The following is an 18322-nucleotide window of genomic DNA, read 5'->3' as shown; positions in this document are numbered from 1 at the left end:
TGCTGACGACGGTTTAGATCGGCCTCGCCGACCTAAGCTCCACACATGCGGTGCTGCTGGCGTTTTAGATCGATCGCGTCGACTTAAACTCCATAAAAGCGGCGCTGACGACGGTTTAGATCGGCCTCGTCGACCTAAACTCCATAAAAGTCGCGCCGCTGGCGTTTTAGATCGGCCTCGCCGACTTGAACTCCACACAGGCGGCGCTGCTGAGCCCCCCGTGACATAAGCCGCATTAAGCCCCTACCCCGCTATTCATACAATCTATTAAGACGAGTTCGGAATAGAATAATAGATGCTTAACGGAAAGAGAGGTGTACCAAATGCAACGAATTGCACTAAATGAAGCGGCTTTGCGCCCGTATATCGGCAGGGTGGTTCAAGCAAGACTGAAGGACGGCTCTATGATTCGCGGAACGATCAAGGCGTACAAAAATGGCCGACTCTACTTCTCCTCTATCGACAAGGGTAAAGGGCCGACCTACAATCGTCTCAAAAAACGTCATGCCAAACGAGCCAAAACAAAAGCGCATGTATCGTTTTTCTTCTTTGGCGCGGCCATCGCGCTCGCGTTCATCGCGGCGTTGTTCATCGTTCCGTTCGGCTTCGGCTGGGGAGGCGGTTTCGGCGGAGGTTTCGGCGGCGGCTTCGGTGGAGGTTGCGGTTGCGGCGGCGGATGTGGCGGAGGTTGCGGCGGCGGCTTTTATTAACCGATAGACATCTCAGCGGACATCTATAGTTATTGGAAGCACTAAGAATGTTGGGTTTAGCCTGCAGCCTGCTTATCTTGCGAGATAAGCAGGCTGCAGTCACTTCACGCAGCTACCTCAGATCGGTTCCGACAAGCACTCGTCTCGAAGTGAAAAATCCGTCGACGTTCTTCGGCAGAACAGCATGTTGCATTCCTACTAATACAGTAAGGATGGAACGTATTTGCAGGAAAGTACAGTATTTATGCGGTTTAGAGTGTAAGCGTATAAAAACGAACAAAATCACCTGACGGGGTGTTAGCAAACTCATATGCGATCTACCGCCCAACTCTCTTCCTTTCACCCTTTTCTTTTCACCAAATTCGTTTGCGTTTCACTGACTTTGCCAGCACAGTGGCAGCAAAACTTGTACTTTTCGGCTTCAGACGCTATTTTCGCCTATGGACGCTAATCAGAGCACACTTTACGGTCCATCGGCGTTTTTAACGCCTACAGCTGCTCGTTCGCCTACTTTTTTGAGCCATAAGCGTTTCTAACGCCTATGGACGCTAATCTGAGTTATTTTACGATCCATCGGCGTTTTTAACGCCTACAGCTGCTCGTTCGCCTACTTTTTGGAGCCATAGGCGGTACTAACGCCTATGGACGCTATTCAGAGGTACTTTACGATCCATCGGCGTTTTTAACGCCTACAGCTGCTCGTTCGCCTACTTTTTTGAGCCATAAGCGTTACTAACGCCTATGGACGCTAATCTGAGTTACTTTACGATCCATCGGCGTTTTTAACGCCTACAGCTGCTCGTTCGCCTACTTTTTGGAGCCATAGGCGGTACTAACGCCTATGGACGCTATTCAGAGGTACTTTACGATCCATCGGCGTTTTTAACGCCTACAGCTGCTCGTTCGCCTACTTTTTGGAGCCATAAGCGTTACTAACGCCTATGGCTGATAATCAGAGTTACTTTCCGGTCCATCGGCGTTTTTAACGCCTACAGCTGCTCGTTTGCCTACTTTTTGGAGCCATAAGCGTTACTAACTCCTATGGACGTTTATCAGAGTTACTTTCCGGTCCATCGGCGTTTTTAACGTCTATAGCTGCTCGTTCGCCTACTTTTTGGAGCCATAAGCGTTACTAACGCCTATGGCTGCTAATCAGAGTTACTTTCCGGTCCATCGGCGTTTTTAACGCCTACAGCTTCTCGTTCGCCTACTTTTTGGAGCCATAAGCGTTTTTAACGCCTATGGCTGCTAATCAGAGTTACTTTCCGCTCCATCGGCGTTTTTAACGCCTACAGTTGCTCGTTCGCCTACTTTTTGGAGCCATAAGCGTTACTAACGCCTATGGACAATAATCAAAGTTACTTTCCGGTCCATCGGCGTTTTTAGTGCCTACAGTTGCTCGTTCGCCTACTTTTTGGAGCCATAAGCGTTGCTAACGCCTATGGATGCTAATCAGAGTTACTTTCCGCTCCATCGGCGTTTTTAACACCTACAGTTGCTCGTTCGCCTACTTCCTATACAACGAAAAAAGCCGAGCAAGGAAATCCCACGCTCAGCTTTTTCTCGCCTAGTACATACGGCTATATCTTCATCCTCTTTATGACTCCCGCATCATACCAAGCAGCTTCAGAATGGCCTCTACGGCCTCCACGCGAGTAGCGGCGGTACGCGGCAAGAACAAACTATCGTCGTCCAGCTCCATAATGCCGCCTCCCAAGACTTGATTGACGGAAGCCCGTGCCCAGTCCGCGACAGCCGCTTCGTCCTGATAGTTAACGGACTCATCCGGCACAAGCTGCGGCATATCCGCCCCTGCCAGGTACGCATAAGCTCGGACAAGCAAAGTCGCCATCTGTTCTCTGCTGATCGTCCGATCGGGGGCGAACCGCTCGCCGTCTACTCCGTTAATAAGGCCGGCCTCGAATGCCGCCCCTACCGCCCCGGCGTACCATGCGCCGGCAGCGACATCGCGGAACGGCGGCGCTTGGCCTGCAGCCGGCAGCTCTAGCGCACGGACAAGCATCGTGACGAACGCCGCCCGGGTGACTGGCGCTTGTGGCCTAAAGGTCATGTCCGCGTAGCCGGTAACGATGCCGCGCTCCAAGGCTTCCGCTATCGCCTCCCATGCGGGATGATCCCCCGCAATATCGCCGAACAACGGCGCCCGCTCGCTGTCGAAATCATTGTCCTCTTCGTTTTCGCCGTTGTCGCCACCGTTCTCCTCTTCGGTTTTGCCGCCCGACGAAGGCGGATCTGCCGGCGGCACGTATCCATTCGACGCATATACCGTCGATGCCGTCCGCTCCAGCAGTCCATGCTCCTCATCGTTGGCGTCGACGGCGACCACCTTGAACCCATAGGATGTTCCCGATGCGAGGCCGCTCACCGTATACGTCAGCACATCGCCCGCGACGCTCCCTTGCAAGCCGCCGTTTGCATAAATCCGATACCCTGCCGCTTCGCCGCCGGCAGCAGCGGCCGGCCAAGTCAGCCTAATGCTTGACGTGGTGGCCTGGCTGGCCGCCAGCTCGCTGCCTTCCTCCCATGCAGGAGCCGCGCTTGGAGCAGGCGTCACGGGCAGCGCGTACAGCCTGCCTTCGCCCGGTTCGAAGCTGGCCGTCAACACGCCCGTCGTCGCATTGTAGGAAGTTCCGACTTCGAGGCCGGTCGTCTTGGAAATTTCGGTTACGGCCGTTGGCGTGCCGGATAACGTAAATGACGCCAAATGAGCGTCCTCCAAATCCTTGTTGACGATCATCAAGTACTCGCGTCCGTCCCCATCCTCCAGCAGCGAAACGATCATCGGCATTTCCGGTGCGCCGGTTGTCGGCTGCCAGAAAAAACCGCTTGGCAAAGCCGTCGTATACGCGGGCGTTCCGCCGGTTTGGTAAACCTCCTTGGAGGTAAGGCCAAGCAAGGTGGAACCCAGATTCAACACTTCCGCGTTAACATCCTGGGCATAATAATACGTATCGTTTTTGGAACCGTCCGGCAAAATCAATCCGTTGTCCATCCCGTCCGGCGTATAGTAAGTAAAGTAGACATAACCTTTGGCCCCATAGGCCAAGGAAGAATAAATCTGGAAGCGCATCTGCTCTTCCGACGGCTCGATCATATTGTAATAGTCGTATTGCATCGCCTGGATATACACCCATAAGTCGGTATCGTACAGCAAGGAACGCTCGCGATAATATTCCAACTGCAAGTACCAAGCCTCATCGAAGCCGGTGCTATAGAACGGATAATGGTCGAACGAGATGATATCGGGATTGGTGTCCAGCCAGCCGTTGACGTAATCCTGGTAGCTGCCGCGAAGCGGATCGTCCGTGCCGCTGTAATAGTGCATGCAAGTCGGACATAATCCATACAGATTGGTGTACACCATATGATCCGGGTCGAGCGTGCGAATCAGCTCCGTGGCGGATTGCAGATGCGGGAACTGGTCGCCGAACGGCTCATCCACGAGATTATAGCCGAGCAAGGCGGGATGGTCTTTATAATGATTCACATAAGTGGTGAAGAAGTCATCCGATGAACGGCTCGTAGGCGAAAAAGCGGACCAGTTGCCTCCCCCGTCTTTCGGGAGCGTCATCTGAAAATAGAGATCGTTGCCGGCCGCCACGCCGTTCACATAGAGATCGCCATCTCCATACTTGTCTCCCGTGCTGGCGAGGAACGGGCCCAAGTCCGTGACAGAATCCGTCGTCAGCTCAAAATAATAGTCCGTCTCGGCCGCCACGACGGCTCCGTTAATCGTAAATTCCGGGAAGTCCGTCACCAAGGGACCGGGCAGCGTGGATGTCGCGATATGCGTTGTTTTGGCTGGGCTATCGTAGATGTTGAGCGTAACGGACGTCCCTGCCGGCCAAGCACCCGCTTTCTTGAAGCTAAGCTTCCAGACCGCCATCCCGGTAGCGTCCGGGGTCGTAAACGTCTGGCCGAGCGCCCGATCATTGCGCAGATACAGACTTGCATCCGTATCGTCGTTTTGGGAGATCCACTCCGATTGGTACCAGCGGATCCCGGTGTCCGTTACCAAAATTTTCAAATCGTTGTTTTGGGCATGCTTCAGCGCCCAATCCGTAGTCGCAGGCGTCGTCATCAGATTGGTAGACACGATGAAATTGGCATTCATCGCCCGGATATCCGCATAGGCACTATCTGTCGTCTCACTCGGCGGCGGGTTGTGGAAAATGCCGATCGGGAATTCGCCGTCGACGGTTGGCGTCGGGTTCGAGCTGGCTCCGGCCGTCAAGCCGGAGAATAGGGTCAATACAAAGGCTAATGCGGCAATGATGGGCAAGCGAATGCGTCTCATAACAAGCTTCACCTCTTCCATTGGTTTGAACTAACCTTCCATGCGATAGAGCTTTCCTTCGCCCGGGCGAAGGCTAACGCTCAGCACCCCCGTCTCTTTGTCGTAATCGCCTTCCGACAGAACTCCCACCTCCTTTTGTTGATGCCACTCTTTACCGTCCTCGTTACTCCACTCGCGGATAAAACCGGATTTGGCGAGGAAGCGCAAGCGGGCATCCTGCTGCTCAAGCAGTTGTTTGCTTACGATCATCACGAATTTGTCGCCGTTCTCCGCCGTAAAGAGCGAGATAATCAATGACGGCGACTGCTCCGCATTTTCGCCTCCCTCCGCCAGCTCGATGCCGGACTGCGGCGTGAGCTCCCGCGTGGCCGGGGGCAAGCTTCCGGTATGATAGACATGGTCCAGCGTCAAGCTCAACAAGGCCGGTCCAAGCTTCAGCACCTCGCGATTGATCGCAGCCGCGTATTGAAACGTATCGTTGCGTGTGCCATCCGGCAGCAGGAGGCCGTTATGAAATCCGGTTTCTCCATTGGTGTGCGGCGTTTCGTACGTAAAATAAATATAGCCTTTGGCCCCGTAAGCAAGCGATGAGTAGACATGAAACCGCATTTCGTGTTCGGTCGGTTTGGCAATATGGAACGTATCGTACGCGACCGATTGGATATATACCCACAGGTCCTTGCCATAAGCCGCGCACTGCTCGCGCAGGAACTCCAACGTCTGATAATGCACCTTCTCGTCCAGGCCGCTCGTCAGGAAGGGGTAATAGTCGTAGGACATTAAATCCGGGTTCGTATCCAGCCAGTCCGTCACGTAGGCTTCGTAACGCATCGGCGGCGTGCCCTCGAGCGAGAAATAATGTTCCCCCTCATCGTTAAGCGCGTAATGATTGACATAGACCAGCCGATCCGGATCCAGCGCCTTAATGGCTTGCGTCGTTCCATGCATGCTGGGGTAGATTTCGCCGAACGGTTCGTCGATCAGGTTGTATCCCAGAAGGGCCGGATTGTCCTTGTAATGGCGCACGAAGGTACGTACAAAATCATCGGATGGGCGGCTATCCGGCGCAAACGCCGAAATCGAGCCCCCTCGCGGAGAGGCCAACGTCAGTTGAAAATAGAGATCGCAGCTTAGCTCCTCGCTTCCCCTGTAGGCCGAGCCTCCGCTATACGCATCCTCACGGCTGGTCAGCAGCGGTCCGATCGGCTTATCGCTCTCCGTCGACAGCTCCATATAATAAGAAGCATCGGACGCCAGTTCATAACGGTTGGCTTCCCTCGACTGCGGGAAGTTGGCAAATACGAATTCCGGATAGCGGGTACCTGCCGCCGCATGCCAACTGGAAGCGGCAACCAATTCATTCTTGCCCGGGCTATCATAAACCGTGAGACGCAGCGTCAGCGATTCATCTTCCGGCGGCTCGCCCAGCTTGAAGGATACGAAGGCGAGGTTGAGCCCTTCCGCCGCCGGTGTCGTAAAGGTCTGCCCAATCGGTTCGCCCTTCCGCACGAACAGGGCGGAGCCGTCTTCGGCATCTTGCGCGATCCACTCGCATTGCACCCATCTGATGCCGGTGTCGGTCACCAGCATTTTAAGCCCGTTGGCCTCCGCCTGCTCCAGCGCCCAGTCGGTACGGGCCGGCGTCGTAATTTCATTGGTCGCGACGACAAAATTGGCATTCAGCTCGCGAATGGCTGCATAGGCGGCATAAGACGTATCCGCAGGCCCCGGAATATGGAAGACGCCGATCGGAAATTGGCCGCCTACGTCCCACTTTTTGCCCTCCGGCACGGTGCCGCCGCGCCTATTGTTAGCGTTCATTTCTTCACCTCGTTATGGATTGGTAAACAGATCGATGACCGTAATGCCCCTGCCCGGCACTTGCGTCGTAAATCGGTTGCCTTCGGGAAACAGCGGCACGCCGGGAAAATCGGTTATAACTTCGAGCTTGCCGATCGGCTGCGCCGCCTCGACTTGCACCGCCCGATATTTGGTATTCAAATTTCGGATGAATAGACGGTAATGCCCGTTGTCCAGCTGAAATCCCGCAAGCGGCGCCGTCTCCGCGAAACGGGTCACCGCTGGCGCATGGGCAAGCTTGACCAGCGCTTGTACGCAATCGCCGACGAAATCAGCGGGAAGCGGCGCATAAGCCAACGGCTGGATCCAGCTCAGCTTGTCATCCGTCTCATCGTCGGCCAGTTCCGCGGCAAGTTCGCCGGAAATCGCTTTGACGATGCGTCCCCCGGTTTCCCGGACAATCGCGAACCACTCGTTCCGTCTGCCCTTCATTTCCATGCCATGCCGGCGCAAGGCCGACTGCATCCGATCATCCAGCTTGGCAATGAGCAAAGCCCCGCCCGCCGTATAAGACAATGCCTGATCAAGCTGTTCATCGGGCCACAGATGCAAATCGGCCATGCAGATATTCCCTGTGATCCCCTCCAGTTGTTCGGCTCGCGCAATGGCGCCCATCGACGCTCCTTGCTCAATCAGGCTTTGCAGAAACTTGTGCGCCGGCCATTGCCTATTGTCCGAATATTGCGCCAATGACGGATACAAGGCCGCATCGCTCCAAACAAAGGTAGCTCCCGCGACCTGCCGCGGCACGCCGGCGAAAGCAGATTGCCAACGTCCGTTGATCCAGGCCCAGTTGCGCGCCTCGATGCCGTCGCCCAGGCAGGCCAGGAAGCCGTCCGCGCAGCGGCGCAGCCCATCCGGCTCGTGCAGATAGACGTTGGCCAACGTATAAATATCCCGTTCGATCAAGGTCGGGGCATGGCTGAGCACGTCCCATTGCTCCGTCGTATCTTGAATGCCGTTCAGGCAAATCAGCCCCGTATCGGGAACATACGCCTTCAGCGCGAGCAAGGTAGCCATAAACTCCGTGCTTGGCTCATATTCGATGCCATCCGCGCCGGCCGACAGTCCCGCCGCTCCGGATTCCACGATAAAGCCGTCTATCCCGGCTTCCGCCAGCAGCCTGTAATCGACTCCGTAGCGATACAAAGCCTCGAACGGCTCGCGTGTCCAAGCCGTATTCAGGTAGCCGGTTTTGCCCATCCGCCGCAGCTCCGCCATCGTCTTGCGCCAGAACCCGGCCCAGCGTCGGGCATAAAACCCGATCCATTCCATTCGCTGCCGCTTCCAGATCCAGTCCGCACGCCGCTGCATCGCAGCCGCATCGCCATCGCAGTTCGGCTCGAGCCCAGACTCAAGCGCCACGCCGCTTTCGGCGAGAAATTGCCCCACCATATCGTCAGAATAATCGGCATCTGCGAGACTGAGTCGCGGGCTCGTATAGCCATCCCCCCCATGCAGGCCGTCAAAGCCGAAATCGGCAATGACGCGCGCCAGATCGGCGACAAACAAATCTTCATATAACGTTCCGTCCTGGAGCCGTTTAAGCGGATTTATGACCGGGAAAGCCTCGCCCGAGCCGCGCATTTCGTACAGCTCCGGGTGGGCCGAGCACCATCGGCTCGCCGCCTGCTTGCCATTGTCCCGGTACAGGAACAGGTTGAAGAAGCTGCAGTAGACGGCGATGCCATGGCTCCGCAGCTGTTCGACCAAGCCGCGCAGCTGCCAGTTCGTCCACGGCTGGCGATTGCGCTCCTTGCCGTAAGGCCTGGCGGCATAGGAGCATGCCTCGATCGGCAGCTCCCACTCCCGCTCCATCCCCTCATGACCGTGAAGGAAATCGGGGGTAAACAGCAATAGCGATACGGCTTCGGGCACAAAACCCGCGTTTTTCAAATAATCGGCCACCCCGAAGTCGGGCGCCTGATGGTCGAAACCGATCAGCTCGATCCAGATCCATCTCTCGTAAGGCTGCGTTTTCATAGCTCTCCTCCGTCACTGGGAAATCCTTATCCTTTGACACTGCCGAGTACAATTCCCTTTACGAAAAAACGTTGCAGAAACGGGTACACGAGCAAGATCGGCAGCGCGCCCAAAAAGATCTGGGCCGCACGGGTCGTGCGTTCGGATATTTGGATAATGCCGCTTAAATTGGTGGGGTCCATCTTCATGGGATTGCTGTTGATGACCATTAATTGCAAATAGGTGGACAGCGGATAACGATCCGGGAAATTCATATAGATCAACCCGTCAAACCAAGAGTTCCAGTGCCCCACCAGCGTAAACAAGGTGATGGTCGCGAGTACCGGCATCGACATGGGGACAAACATCCGCCACAGCACCGTCCAGTGACCCGCCCCGTCCATAAACGCCGACTCCTCGATCTCCCTCGGCAAACCGCGGAAAAAATTAAGAAGCAGGATGACATTGAATACCGGCACGGCTCCCGGCAGCACGAGCGCCCAGATCGAATCCAGCAGTCCGGTATTCGAGACGATCAGATAAACCGGAATGAGGCCGCCGCTGAACAGGATGGTGAAAATAAAAAACCAGGCGTATACCGTGCGCAGGCGAAAATCGTGACGTTCCTTGGCAAGCGGGTAAGCGCATAATAACGAAATCAACATGTTGATCGTATAGCCGATGGCGATGCGCTGCATGGTAATGCCGAAGGATTGAATGAACTCCCGTTTTCCCAGAATGTACTTGTAGGAGGCCATCGTGAAGTCCACCGGCCAGAATTTGACCAGTCCGGCGGATGCCGCCGGGCTGGAACTGAACGAAATGGCCAATACCTGAATCAGGGGAAACAGGCATAACAGCGACAGTAGAATAAGAAACGCATAGTTGCAAAAAACGAATATTTTTCTGCCTAGAGATTGGACATGCATAACCTTTCCCCCTTCCTCAGAAAATGCGGTAGTTAGCTAGCCGGTAAGCCAAATAATACGAAATCGAAATCAGCACAAGCGATACGCAGGATTTGAAAAAACCGATGGCGGTCGCCACGCCGAACTGGGCATCCACCAGGCCGATGCGATAAATCAACGTATCGAGAATATCGCCGCTTTGGTAAACGCTTGGGCTGTACAGGTTAAACACCTGATCGAAACCCGCGTTAAGCACGTTGCCGAGACTTAATGTCGCCAGCAGGATGATGATGGGGACCATCCCCGGCAGCGTAATATGCCACACTTGCCGCGTATGGCTGGCCCCGTCGACGATCGCCGCTTCGTACAAAGCCGGATTGATGCCGGTGATGGCCGCCAGGTAGACGATGGTGCTGAAGCCAAACTCCTTCCACACCTCGGAAGCAATCAGCACGCCGGGAAACCAGCTGTTGCTGCCCAGAAAATAGACCGGTTCCAGCCCGACGGCTCCCAGCACCTGATTGACGATCCCTTGGGAAGGCGACAAAATATCGACGAGAATAGCCCCCAAAATGACCCAAGACAGAAAGTGCGGCAAATAAATCAACGTTTGTACCCCGCGCTTGATCAGGGCGTTCCTCATTTCGTTTAACAACAAAGCAATGGCAATGGGCACGATTTGGCCCACGATTATTTTCATGCTGGCAATAAAAACGGTGTTCCACAGCACTTGCCAGATGTCCGGCATCTGCAGCACGTAGCGGAAATTGTCCAGGCCGATCCACTTGGAGCCGAACAATCCGTTAATCGGAACGAATTTCTGGAATGCGATGACGACGCCCGTCATCGGGATATAACTGTATACGATCAGCAGCAGCGCGCCCGGCAGCAGCATAAAATGCAGGGGCAATTCCCGTTTGGTTTTGGCTTTTTTGTTCATTCGCCGTAACCCATCAGTCCGATATACGCCAGATTGGGCTGGGCAATATCCATGCGGCCGTATTGCAGCACGACTTCGATATTGCTGCGGAAACGCAAGGAATATTGGCACTGCCGCTCCAGCGCGATGCCTCCGATATCCTCCGGACGGTCCATGCGGAAGCACTTGACCCGCCGCGCCGCTACAGTGAGCGGGATGTCCAGATCGGGCTCGCGATCCTCATAGTAAATATCCATGGCGATATCGGCGTCTTCGTCGTGACAGTTCAGAATCATAATGGCTTCATGGCCTTCGAAAGGTTGGTCCATCACTTTGCCTTTATAGGGGAGATAGCCGTCGATTACATACCAGTTGCGCTTCCCTTGCTTCTCCATGTTACGATCTCCTTTCTATCTCGCTTCAATGACGCCTTCTTCACGCCAGGTTTTGCTCAGCTGCCGCACCAGCCCGGACATCGACCAATATCCCTCGTCCGTAACGAGCAAGCTCTCTTCGATCCGGTTCGAGCCATGCGGGTGCCCGAACAAGCTAACATCCGTATTGACCGTCATGCCCGCGGCAAACCGCGCTTCGCTGTGCTCGTCGGGGTACGGCGACTCCGCTTCCGCCAGCCCGCAGCCATGCATCGGGGGATACAGGTCGTATTCGGTTACGCCATGCCGGGCAAACCTTTCCTTCACCGCGCGAACCAGTTGTCCCATTGGAACGCCCGGCTTTAACTCGTTCAGCGCCCCTTCTTCCGCCTCCACCAGGATGTCGATAAACCGCCGCTGCCCTTCCGACATCGTCCCGGCCACAAACGGGAATCCAACGGTGGCGACATAACCTTCGTACTGCACGGCGATTGCCGCCATCACCATGTCTCCGTCCGCAATGACCTTGCGGGTTGGACGGCCGATGATGGTATCGACTCGCGCCCCGGTGGCAAGCACGATAAACGGCATAAACTCCGCGCCTTCCTTCGTGCATTCCCCATAGGCCAGCGCCGCCAGCTCGAGCTCCGTCATGCCGGGCCGCACCTCGCGGATCATCCGACGGTAGCCCGCGTCAGCGATGCGCGCCGCTTCCTGCAGGCAAGCGATCTCGCGCGCGGATTTGGTCATTCGCAGCTCATAGAGCAGCCCGCCGGCATCCGCCAGCTCCGCGTCTCCCGCGGCCGCCCGGATGATCGCCATAAGCGGCTCCGGGATGTCCTGCAGCCCGGCAATGCCGATGCGCTCAAGCGGCCCCGCCCCGCGAAGCTCCGCGAATATGGCTCCAAGACTGACATAATCGGCCCTGGGATATTCGATCGTGTCGGGCACCGTGACGCATGTAAACTCCTGCAGCAGCCTGATATCGCGCCAAGCCGCCATTTCCCTGCACAGCTGCTCCCCTTCCGGAGCCGCGATAATAATCGGTTCGCCGGTCGACGGCACCACCGCCGCTCCGCGTTCGAACAGCGGCCAATAGTTGCTTATATAACGCAGGTTTTCCTTGCGGTATTCGTCTCCGTAGACAAGACATGCTTGCATCCCCCGCGCTTGCATCAACGCCTGCAGCCGCTCCGCCCGCTCGCGGAATTCCGCCGCCGGGATGGATGCGCTGCCCTCTGTCCGTGCTTCGTTGCTCATGCTTCCCCGCTCCCTTCGTACACCATTTTGCGAATGCCCATAAAGTCGGCTACATGCGCAAGCTCGGCGGTCAGATCGCCGTATCCGATAATGCAGTGATGCGCGAAACCTTCCTTGATGAGCCGCCGCAGCAAAAGCCTGATGGGCTGTTCGAACTTGACGACGGCCGTAATTTCCTCGCACGGGATATTTTCGGGGATGTGCAGCGCCTCTCCCCGCATAATCAGCATTTTGTAGCCTTCCGCATCGTTGATCAGATGGCTGACCGTCACGACGCCCGGCTTCAGCGTATATTCGAAGCCGAAGCCGGCCCCTTCCAGCCCCCATTGCTCCGGCGACCGGTTAACCTGCACGCTGCCGCGGTCGGCGGCGTACGAGGGATCGGCGAAGCCATGATGGACCATGAGCAGCGCGTTCAGCTCCTCGTCAAACTCGCCCCATTCCGCATAAGCGGGCACTTTGCCCGTCAGCAGATGCATCAGCTTCATGATGATAAGCCCGTGCACGTCGCCTTCCGTGTTCGTCACGTATTGCGCTTCCTCATGAAGCAAGGTATGGGCCAAATAAGAGGTCGTTCCCGTCTTCTGCTCCACGTAATGCTGGCCGAGCAGCGTCAAGCCGTCGAGCCGGAAACGCTCCAGCGTATGGCGAAGCGCTACGTACATCCGCGCCGACTTGTCCATATCGTCCTGTCCCACGCCGACGATATGGAATTGCTGCCGGGCGGCGGCGACCGCTTCTTCCGTTTCCTTGTCTCCCGCCTGCTCGTATTGCTCCAGCAAGTGGCTTAATTGGACGGCGATCAGATTGGGACCGAGCGTGCCTTTCACCATCGTCTTGTCATATTCGAAGTCGTACATGCCGCGGAATACATGGCCGATAACGCCCAGGTTCACGCGTTTCAGCTCCTTGTAAGCCTTGAGGGCGCGGGCATAACAGGCTATTTCCTCATACGCGGCTTCATCGTCCAGCGAACCGACCACGACGTGCAAGTCCTTGTACCAGCCCATCTTGCGAAAGGAAGCCGCGAGCTGCATATTGGCAATCAAGGCGCTGTTGCGAATAATGTTTTCATAATTCGTTTTGAGATTGATGCGGTTGTCGCGTTGCGTATTAAACATCAGCACCGGCGCCTGCCGCACATGCTCCAGTAGCTGGATCGCCATGTAATCCGGACAATACGTGCCCGCCGCGTAAATGATCAGGTCGACCTGCCGCTCCGCCAGCTCAAGGCCGGCTTGCTCGGCCGCGTCCAGCGTGTCGATCAGCCCAGGCCAGACGATCTCGCAGAACGGGAGACGCTGCCGCAATTGATCATGCAGATGCGTCATGTCTCCGGTGACGTTGCCTTTCATCTCCGGGGAGAACATCCGCCAATACTCAAAGAAAGCGACGGTAACCAATCCGATTTTCAGCTTGCCGCCTTGCTCCCGCTTGGACAGCAAATCGCCAAACACATTCCCTTTTGCCGTTTCGAACGATTCGATTAATTGGGTCATTCCATTCATCCTCGCTTTGCTTTTCGCTGCAGCACTCCGCCGACCAGAGCTGCCGCGTTGTGATGTACGATATTGCTTATCTCGCGATCGTCGATGCCGGAGAACAGCACGCTGCCCAGCATGTAATGCGGATCGTACCAGGGAAAGTCCGTCCCGAAAACGACCTTCTCGGACGACGCTTCCCGAACCATCTTGGCGATCAGTCCGTTCAAGCGCCCGGTATCGCACAGCTCCAGATAGACATTGGGCAGAGAGGCCGCCGCTTCGATCGCGTAATCCGTTTCGCCCGGAGCGGAATGTCCCATCAGGAAACGAATATTGGGATATTTGACGGCCAGCTCGGCGATCATCCCCGGCGGATTGTAGCGGCTGTGCCCCCATGTATGGGAGAGCAGCAGCAGCCCGCGCTCATTAGCAAATTCATAGATCGGCGTAAATCTATCGCCTGTAAGCGGATACTTATGATAGTCCGGCAGCAGCTTAAATCCGACGTAGTTGTCGATTGCGTCATATTCCGCCAAATCCTCATGAATACGATCCGAGTAGTGAGGATTTACAGTATAGTAACCGTAAATTTTCTTGGGATGATCCGCCATCGCCGCGACAATCTCCCGATTGCCCGCGATGGGATCGAACAACGCGCTATGCGGCGCCGATACGATCCAGGCGATATTTTCCCGCTCCATTTCGGCCAGCATGCGCGGCAGCGGCGCCTCCGGCAAATAAGTGCCGTAGAACGGCCCCATATGCGTATGAATGTCGATAATCGGCAAGCTTTCCAGCCGGCCAAGCTCCATAAATTCCCGTGCAAGCCGGGAACGATTCGCCATCTCGGCTATGCCGGTCCTGCTCATAGGGCCACCTCCCCTAATAGGCGCAATAGATTGCGGCTAGCGATCGCGCTCATCGCCTCCTCCGAGATACCGCTCCCGCGGAGCGCCGCCAAGGGTCCGCCGATGGCGTTGCTCGGAAAGCCCGAGCCGAAGAGCAGCCTCTCCGGGCCGAACAGCCGGCAGATTTCCCGTATTTCGCCCGCAGTCTGCATATCTCCGGTTTCGATGTAGAAGTTCGGGTACGCCCGGAGCAGCGGAAAGGTCAACCTCGCGTGGCTCCACAATCCGTAATTGGTTAAGATTACTGTAAGATCGGGATATTCCTGCAAGACCTGATAGATCGGTTCCCACCCTTCGCTCGGCGACAAATAAAGCGGGATGCGCAGCGACGCGATTTCGCCGAGCAGCGGCTCCATCGCCACGCGCCCGAGCATGTAGCGATTGCGGGCCGGGTAGGCCCGCAGCAGCTTCACGCCGGCCGCCTGCATCGCCGGGAATAGCGCCGTCGGCGCATATTCCGGCTCGGTCACCGGCGGAGCGATCGCCCACGAGGGCAGCAGCCGGCCGCCCGACCCGGCCGCTTCCTCTGCCGCCAGCTTGTTGCCGTAGCCGGGATCGACATCGATCATGGCGTTATGGCTAATGACAGCCTGGCTGATGCCGCAAAAATCGAGCTCCTCGATCAACTCCCTGCCGTCTCGGGCCTGCTTTACCCGCTCCTGCACATAGAAATGCTCATGGTTAACGATCTCGTAATTGACCGTTCGATACCCGATGGCACAGCTGGCGTCAATGAATCGCATCGCGTGCCTCCTCCGCGGACTCCGATGCCGCCGGCGACTGCGGCGGACGCCCGTCGTCCAGGAAACGCGCCGGATTGACGCGCATCAGCATCTCGATTTCGTCGGCCGTAACGCCTTCATCCTCCAGCATCGGCACAATGTTCGTCAGCATATGATCGAAGCCCCAGCCTCCGTAATGCCGCAGCGCCGTCTTTAGGCAGACGTCGGTAGAAATCATGATCTGATGCGCGAACCCCTCGTCGATCAACAGCTTGATCGTCCGCACCCGGTCGATATCGCGGGCGAACAGCCCCTTCAGCACGCTCCGATGGCGGCGGTCCGCATAAAATTCCTTGCCGAAGTTGTCGAATTCAATAATGGCTCCGGCATGGAGCAGCGCCCGCAAATAATCCAAATGGATATCGACATCGACATGATTGATGCAGATTTTGTCCGGGGGCACGCCCTCGCCCGTCAAGATCCGCATCACCTCCAGCCCTTGCCTCGCCCACAGATCGGTATGAACGTGAACGCCGAGTCCGGTCTCCTGCTGGGCCAGGGCCGCCGCCAGCAACGCCTTGCGTTCATCGGGATGAATAACGGCGCTTGTGCCGATCTCTCCGATGACGCCGGCCTTTACCGCCGTGCCGTCCATGCCGAAGCGTATTTCCGCTACCATTTCTTCGGCTATGCCTTCAACCGTCCGCTCCTCCATGTCCGGCGGATGCGAAGCCTGGATATAGTAGCCGCAGCCGGCGACGATGTTCAGGCCAAGCTCCCGGGACAGCCCCGTCAGCAGGATGGGATCGCGCCCGATATCGCGCAGCGTCAGATCCACGATCGTACTGCCGCCCGCCTTTTTGAAGGCAAGCAATTCTTGCTTGATGACGTTCTCGTCCTCGATCAACGCATTGTCCAGTACGGCATAGGGATTCCGCTGCAGCACGCCCAGGTTGCCCATATGAACCTTCTCTTGCGCCAGTACCCTGCCGGAGATGGACTGCGGCTCGGGAACCAGCTTGCGCAAATCGATAAAGGCATGCTCATGCGGCAATACAATGCCGAGGCGGTCTGCCGATATTTCTCCAGTCACTGTCCTGACAGCCATGCCAGCCGCCCCCCTTCGTCAATTTCCGTTTTTGCTCTTCTGCCATGCCGCTACTTCTTCGGTAATGACGTCGCCGCCCAGCTTTTTCCAATCGCTTACAAAGTCGTCGAATTCGTCAATTGAAGCTTCGCCCATAACGATTTTGGTAAACGTCTCCAGCTCCATTTTTTTCAGGGTCGAATCCTTCTCGACCATCGTTGGCGTTGGACCGGCAATATATTCGGTCATCTGGTAGCCGTTGTTCTGGTTGTATTCATATAGCAGCTTCTGGGCGTCGTACACGCGGGTGTAGCCCCAGCCGCTCATATCGCCTTCCCTGAACTTGACTATGCTGTCGTAGAATACGTTCTGCCCTGGCGCATCGAAGCCCGACGTATCGTTTTTCTCCAGCCCTTCGGTTACTTTGACGTACATATCCAGGTTTTGCGTCGGATTGGAGCCGGTGACAAGCGCATAATGCCATTTCTCGATATCCCCGTCTTGCGTAATTTCGGTCGGCGGATATTTGTCCTCCCAGCCATAATGGAAAGCATTAAGCATCTTCACGGCCGCTTCCGGGTTTTTGACGCCTTTGCGGACCACGTAATAACGCCCTACGGTAAATGGCGTTTGCGGCTTGGCAACCTCTCCGTCAATGGACGGCAGCGGGAATGCCTTCCAGTCCATGTTCGGATCATTGGTTTTGCCATCCTGGAACAACAGCGGCGCATACATCAAGCCGTAGAACATGCCCATCTTGCCCGAGTTGACGGCCTGAAAAATTTTCTCCGCATCCTTGACTCCGAACTCGCGATCGATCAAGCCGTCTTTATACATCTGCTGCAGCTTGGAGAGCGCTTCTTTCATCTCCGGCTGGATGCTTCCGTAGACGAGCTTGCCTTCGTCGTCCTTGACCCAAATTTCCGGATAAGCGTGGTAGCTGTTAAAAAATCCTTGCAGCCCCGGCACCGCGCCGTAAAACAGTTTCTCGACGCCCAGTCCGTACGTATCCTTCTGTCCGTTGTCGTCGGGATCCTGATTGACAAAAGCGTCGGCAATCGCGAGCACGTCGTCCATCGTCTTCGGCTCGGGCAATCCCAGCTTCTCCAGCCAGTCGGTGCGCACCCACAGCAGCGGGGCATTGTCCGTATAGCTGCTTGCCAGCGGCAGACCGAGCAGCTTGCCGCCAAAGGTGGCGGAGTCGAGTCCCACGCCGCCGTCTTTCTCCAGCAGCAGCTTCGATTTCTCCGTGCCGTACTTTTCCAACGCTTCGCTCAAATCCTCGAGCTGATCCGCATCGACCAACTGCTGGAACTGAATGGCGTTGACCGGCATAATGTCCGCCAGCTTGCCGGATACCATGGCCACATTAAATTTCTGATCGTATTGGCTCGTATCCGCGACCCATAAATATTTAAGCTTGATGCCGAATTCCTGTTCATACAGCCGGTTCCAGGCATTGTTTTCAATGGATTCGCCTTCGGCGAATTTGGTCGTGGAGTCCAGCGGGCGAATCGCCGTTATTTCGACCGGCGGATCTATTTTGCCCATCGGGTCGATGACTTCCCCGTCATCTTTGTTGCCGGTGTCTGTGCCGGTATCGCCGTTTTTTACGGCACCGCTATTGCCGTTGTTCGGGCTGCCGTTGCTCGGGCTGCCGGAATTTGAGCAAGCCGAGACGATCACGAGCAGCAGCGACAACACGCAGATTGCTACCAGCTTGGCTTTTTTGGCTTTCATCGTGCATTCCCCCAAAAGTCGTATTTGCTTTCATATCTAGCTTAAGGGATCGGGTTTCCGCCCGCTATTT

At 56.2% G+C, this 18322-nt stretch carries 13 protein-coding genes; 1 reads left to right on the top strand and 12 read right to left on the bottom strand.

Annotated features, from left to right (window positions below; genetic code table 11):
• The first annotated feature begins 323 nt into the window (after positions 1-323).
• Positions 324-710 (top strand): hypothetical protein, encoded by a 387-nt coding sequence (locus tag KJW29_RS00195; protein WP_108995945.1) that lies wholly within the window; start codon positions 324-326, stop codon positions 708-710.
• Between the two features lie 1597 nt (positions 711-2307).
• Here KJW29_RS00195 and KJW29_RS00190 read toward each other — a convergent pair.
• The 12 genes from KJW29_RS00190 to KJW29_RS00135 are packed head-to-tail and all read right to left on the bottom strand — an operon-like array spanning position 2308 to position 18252.
• Positions 2308-5028 (bottom strand): S-layer homology domain-containing protein, encoded by a 2721-nt coding sequence (locus KJW29_RS00190; RefSeq protein WP_214628303.1) that lies wholly within the window; start codon positions 5026-5028, stop codon positions 2308-2310.
• A 30-nt stretch (positions 5029-5058) separates the two neighbouring features.
• A complete protein-coding gene (locus tag KJW29_RS00185; RefSeq protein WP_214628302.1) occupies positions 5059-6849 on the bottom strand; it encodes a hypothetical protein in 1791 nt (596 codons plus the stop codon).
• A 12-nt stretch (positions 6850-6861) separates the two neighbouring features.
• Positions 6862-8871, bottom strand: coding sequence for a hypothetical protein (locus tag KJW29_RS00180; RefSeq protein WP_214628301.1), 2010 nt, complete (start codon positions 8869-8871; stop codon positions 6862-6864).
• 26 nt (positions 8872-8897) lie between these two features.
• Positions 8898-9779 (bottom strand): carbohydrate ABC transporter permease, encoded by an 882-nt coding sequence (locus KJW29_RS00175; RefSeq protein ID WP_214628300.1) that lies wholly within the window; start codon positions 9777-9779, stop codon positions 8898-8900.
• A 16-nt stretch (positions 9780-9795) separates the two neighbouring features.
• On the bottom strand, positions 9796-10698 hold the full coding sequence (locus KJW29_RS00170; RefSeq protein WP_214628299.1) for an ABC transporter permease: 903 nt from the start codon (positions 10696-10698) through the stop codon (positions 9796-9798).
• A complete protein-coding gene (locus KJW29_RS00165; protein ID WP_214628298.1) occupies positions 10695-11072 on the bottom strand; it encodes a sensory rhodopsin transducer in 378 nt (125 codons plus the stop codon). The genes KJW29_RS00170 and KJW29_RS00165 overlap by 4 nt, the downstream gene beginning before the upstream one ends.
• A 15-nt stretch (positions 11073-11087) precedes the next feature.
• On the bottom strand, positions 11088-12311 hold the full coding sequence (locus KJW29_RS00160) for a M24 family metallopeptidase (protein WP_214628297.1): 1224 nt from the start codon (positions 12309-12311) through the stop codon (positions 11088-11090).
• Entirely contained in the window at positions 12308-13810 is a 1503-nt protein-coding gene (locus KJW29_RS00155) for a hypothetical protein (protein WP_214628296.1), read from the bottom strand. The genes KJW29_RS00160 and KJW29_RS00155 overlap by 4 nt, the downstream gene beginning before the upstream one ends.
• 5 nt (positions 13811-13815) lie before the next feature.
• Positions 13816-14664: an amidohydrolase family protein gene (locus KJW29_RS00150; RefSeq protein WP_214628295.1), complete on the bottom strand. Its 849-nt coding sequence runs from the start codon at positions 14662-14664 to the stop codon at positions 13816-13818.
• A complete protein-coding gene (locus KJW29_RS00145) occupies positions 14661-15446 on the bottom strand; it encodes an amidohydrolase family protein (RefSeq protein ID WP_214628294.1) in 786 nt (261 codons plus the stop codon). Before KJW29_RS00145 ends, KJW29_RS00150 begins: the two co-directional genes overlap by 4 nt.
• On the bottom strand, positions 15433-16533 hold the full coding sequence (locus tag KJW29_RS00140; RefSeq protein WP_214628293.1) for a phosphotriesterase family protein: 1101 nt from the start codon (positions 16531-16533) through the stop codon (positions 15433-15435). Before KJW29_RS00140 ends, KJW29_RS00145 begins: the two co-directional genes overlap by 14 nt.
• A gap of 18 nt (positions 16534-16551) precedes the next feature.
• On the bottom strand, positions 16552-18252 hold the full coding sequence (locus KJW29_RS00135; protein ID WP_214628292.1) for an extracellular solute-binding protein: 1701 nt from the start codon (positions 18250-18252) through the stop codon (positions 16552-16554).
• Positions 18253-18322: the final 70 nt, after the last annotated feature.

Source organism: Paenibacillus agaridevorans, from assembly GCF_018604145.1.
Taxonomy (GTDB): Bacteria; Bacillota; Bacilli; order Paenibacillales; family Paenibacillaceae; genus Pristimantibacillus; species Pristimantibacillus agaridevorans.
This window is presented reverse-complemented; position numbering and strand designations above follow the sequence as displayed.

Excerpts from the sequence above, each read along its gene's own strand:
- KJW29_RS00145 (WP_214628294.1), bottom strand. The coding sequence starts at position 15,446 with ATGCGATTCATTGACGCCAGCTGTGCCATCGGGTATCGAACGGTCAAT.
- KJW29_RS00150 (WP_214628295.1), bottom strand. The coding sequence starts at position 14,664 with ATGAGCAGGACCGGCATAGCCGAGATGGCGAATCGTTCCCGGCTTGCA.
- KJW29_RS00135 (WP_214628292.1), bottom strand. The coding sequence starts at position 18,252 with ATGAAAGCCAAAAAAGCCAAGCTGGTAGCAATCTGCGTGTTGTCGCTG.
- KJW29_RS00155 (WP_214628296.1), bottom strand. The coding sequence starts at position 13,810 with ATGACCCAATTAATCGAATCGTTCGAAACGGCAAAAGGGAATGTGTTT.
- KJW29_RS00170 (WP_214628299.1), bottom strand. The coding sequence starts at position 10,698 with ATGAACAAAAAAGCCAAAACCAAACGGGAATTGCCCCTGCATTTTATG.
- KJW29_RS00190 (WP_214628303.1), bottom strand. The coding sequence starts at position 5,028 with ATGAGACGCATTCGCTTGCCCATCATTGCCGCATTAGCCTTTGTATTG.
- KJW29_RS00195 (WP_108995945.1), top strand. The coding sequence starts at position 324 with ATGCAACGAATTGCACTAAATGAAGCGGCTTTGCGCCCGTATATCGGC.
- KJW29_RS00185 (WP_214628302.1), bottom strand. The coding sequence starts at position 6,849 with ATGAACGCTAACAATAGGCGCGGCGGCACCGTGCCGGAGGGCAAAAAG.
- KJW29_RS00165 (WP_214628298.1), bottom strand. The coding sequence starts at position 11,072 with ATGGAGAAGCAAGGGAAGCGCAACTGGTATGTAATCGACGGCTATCTC.
- KJW29_RS00175 (WP_214628300.1), bottom strand. The coding sequence starts at position 9,779 with ATGCATGTCCAATCTCTAGGCAGAAAAATATTCGTTTTTTGCAACTAT.
- KJW29_RS00180 (WP_214628301.1), bottom strand. The coding sequence starts at position 8,871 with ATGAAAACGCAGCCTTACGAGAGATGGATCTGGATCGAGCTGATCGGT.
- KJW29_RS00140 (WP_214628293.1), bottom strand. The coding sequence starts at position 16,533 with ATGGCTGTCAGGACAGTGACTGGAGAAATATCGGCAGACCGCCTCGGC.
- KJW29_RS00160 (WP_214628297.1), bottom strand. The coding sequence starts at position 12,311 with ATGAGCAACGAAGCACGGACAGAGGGCAGCGCATCCATCCCGGCGGCG.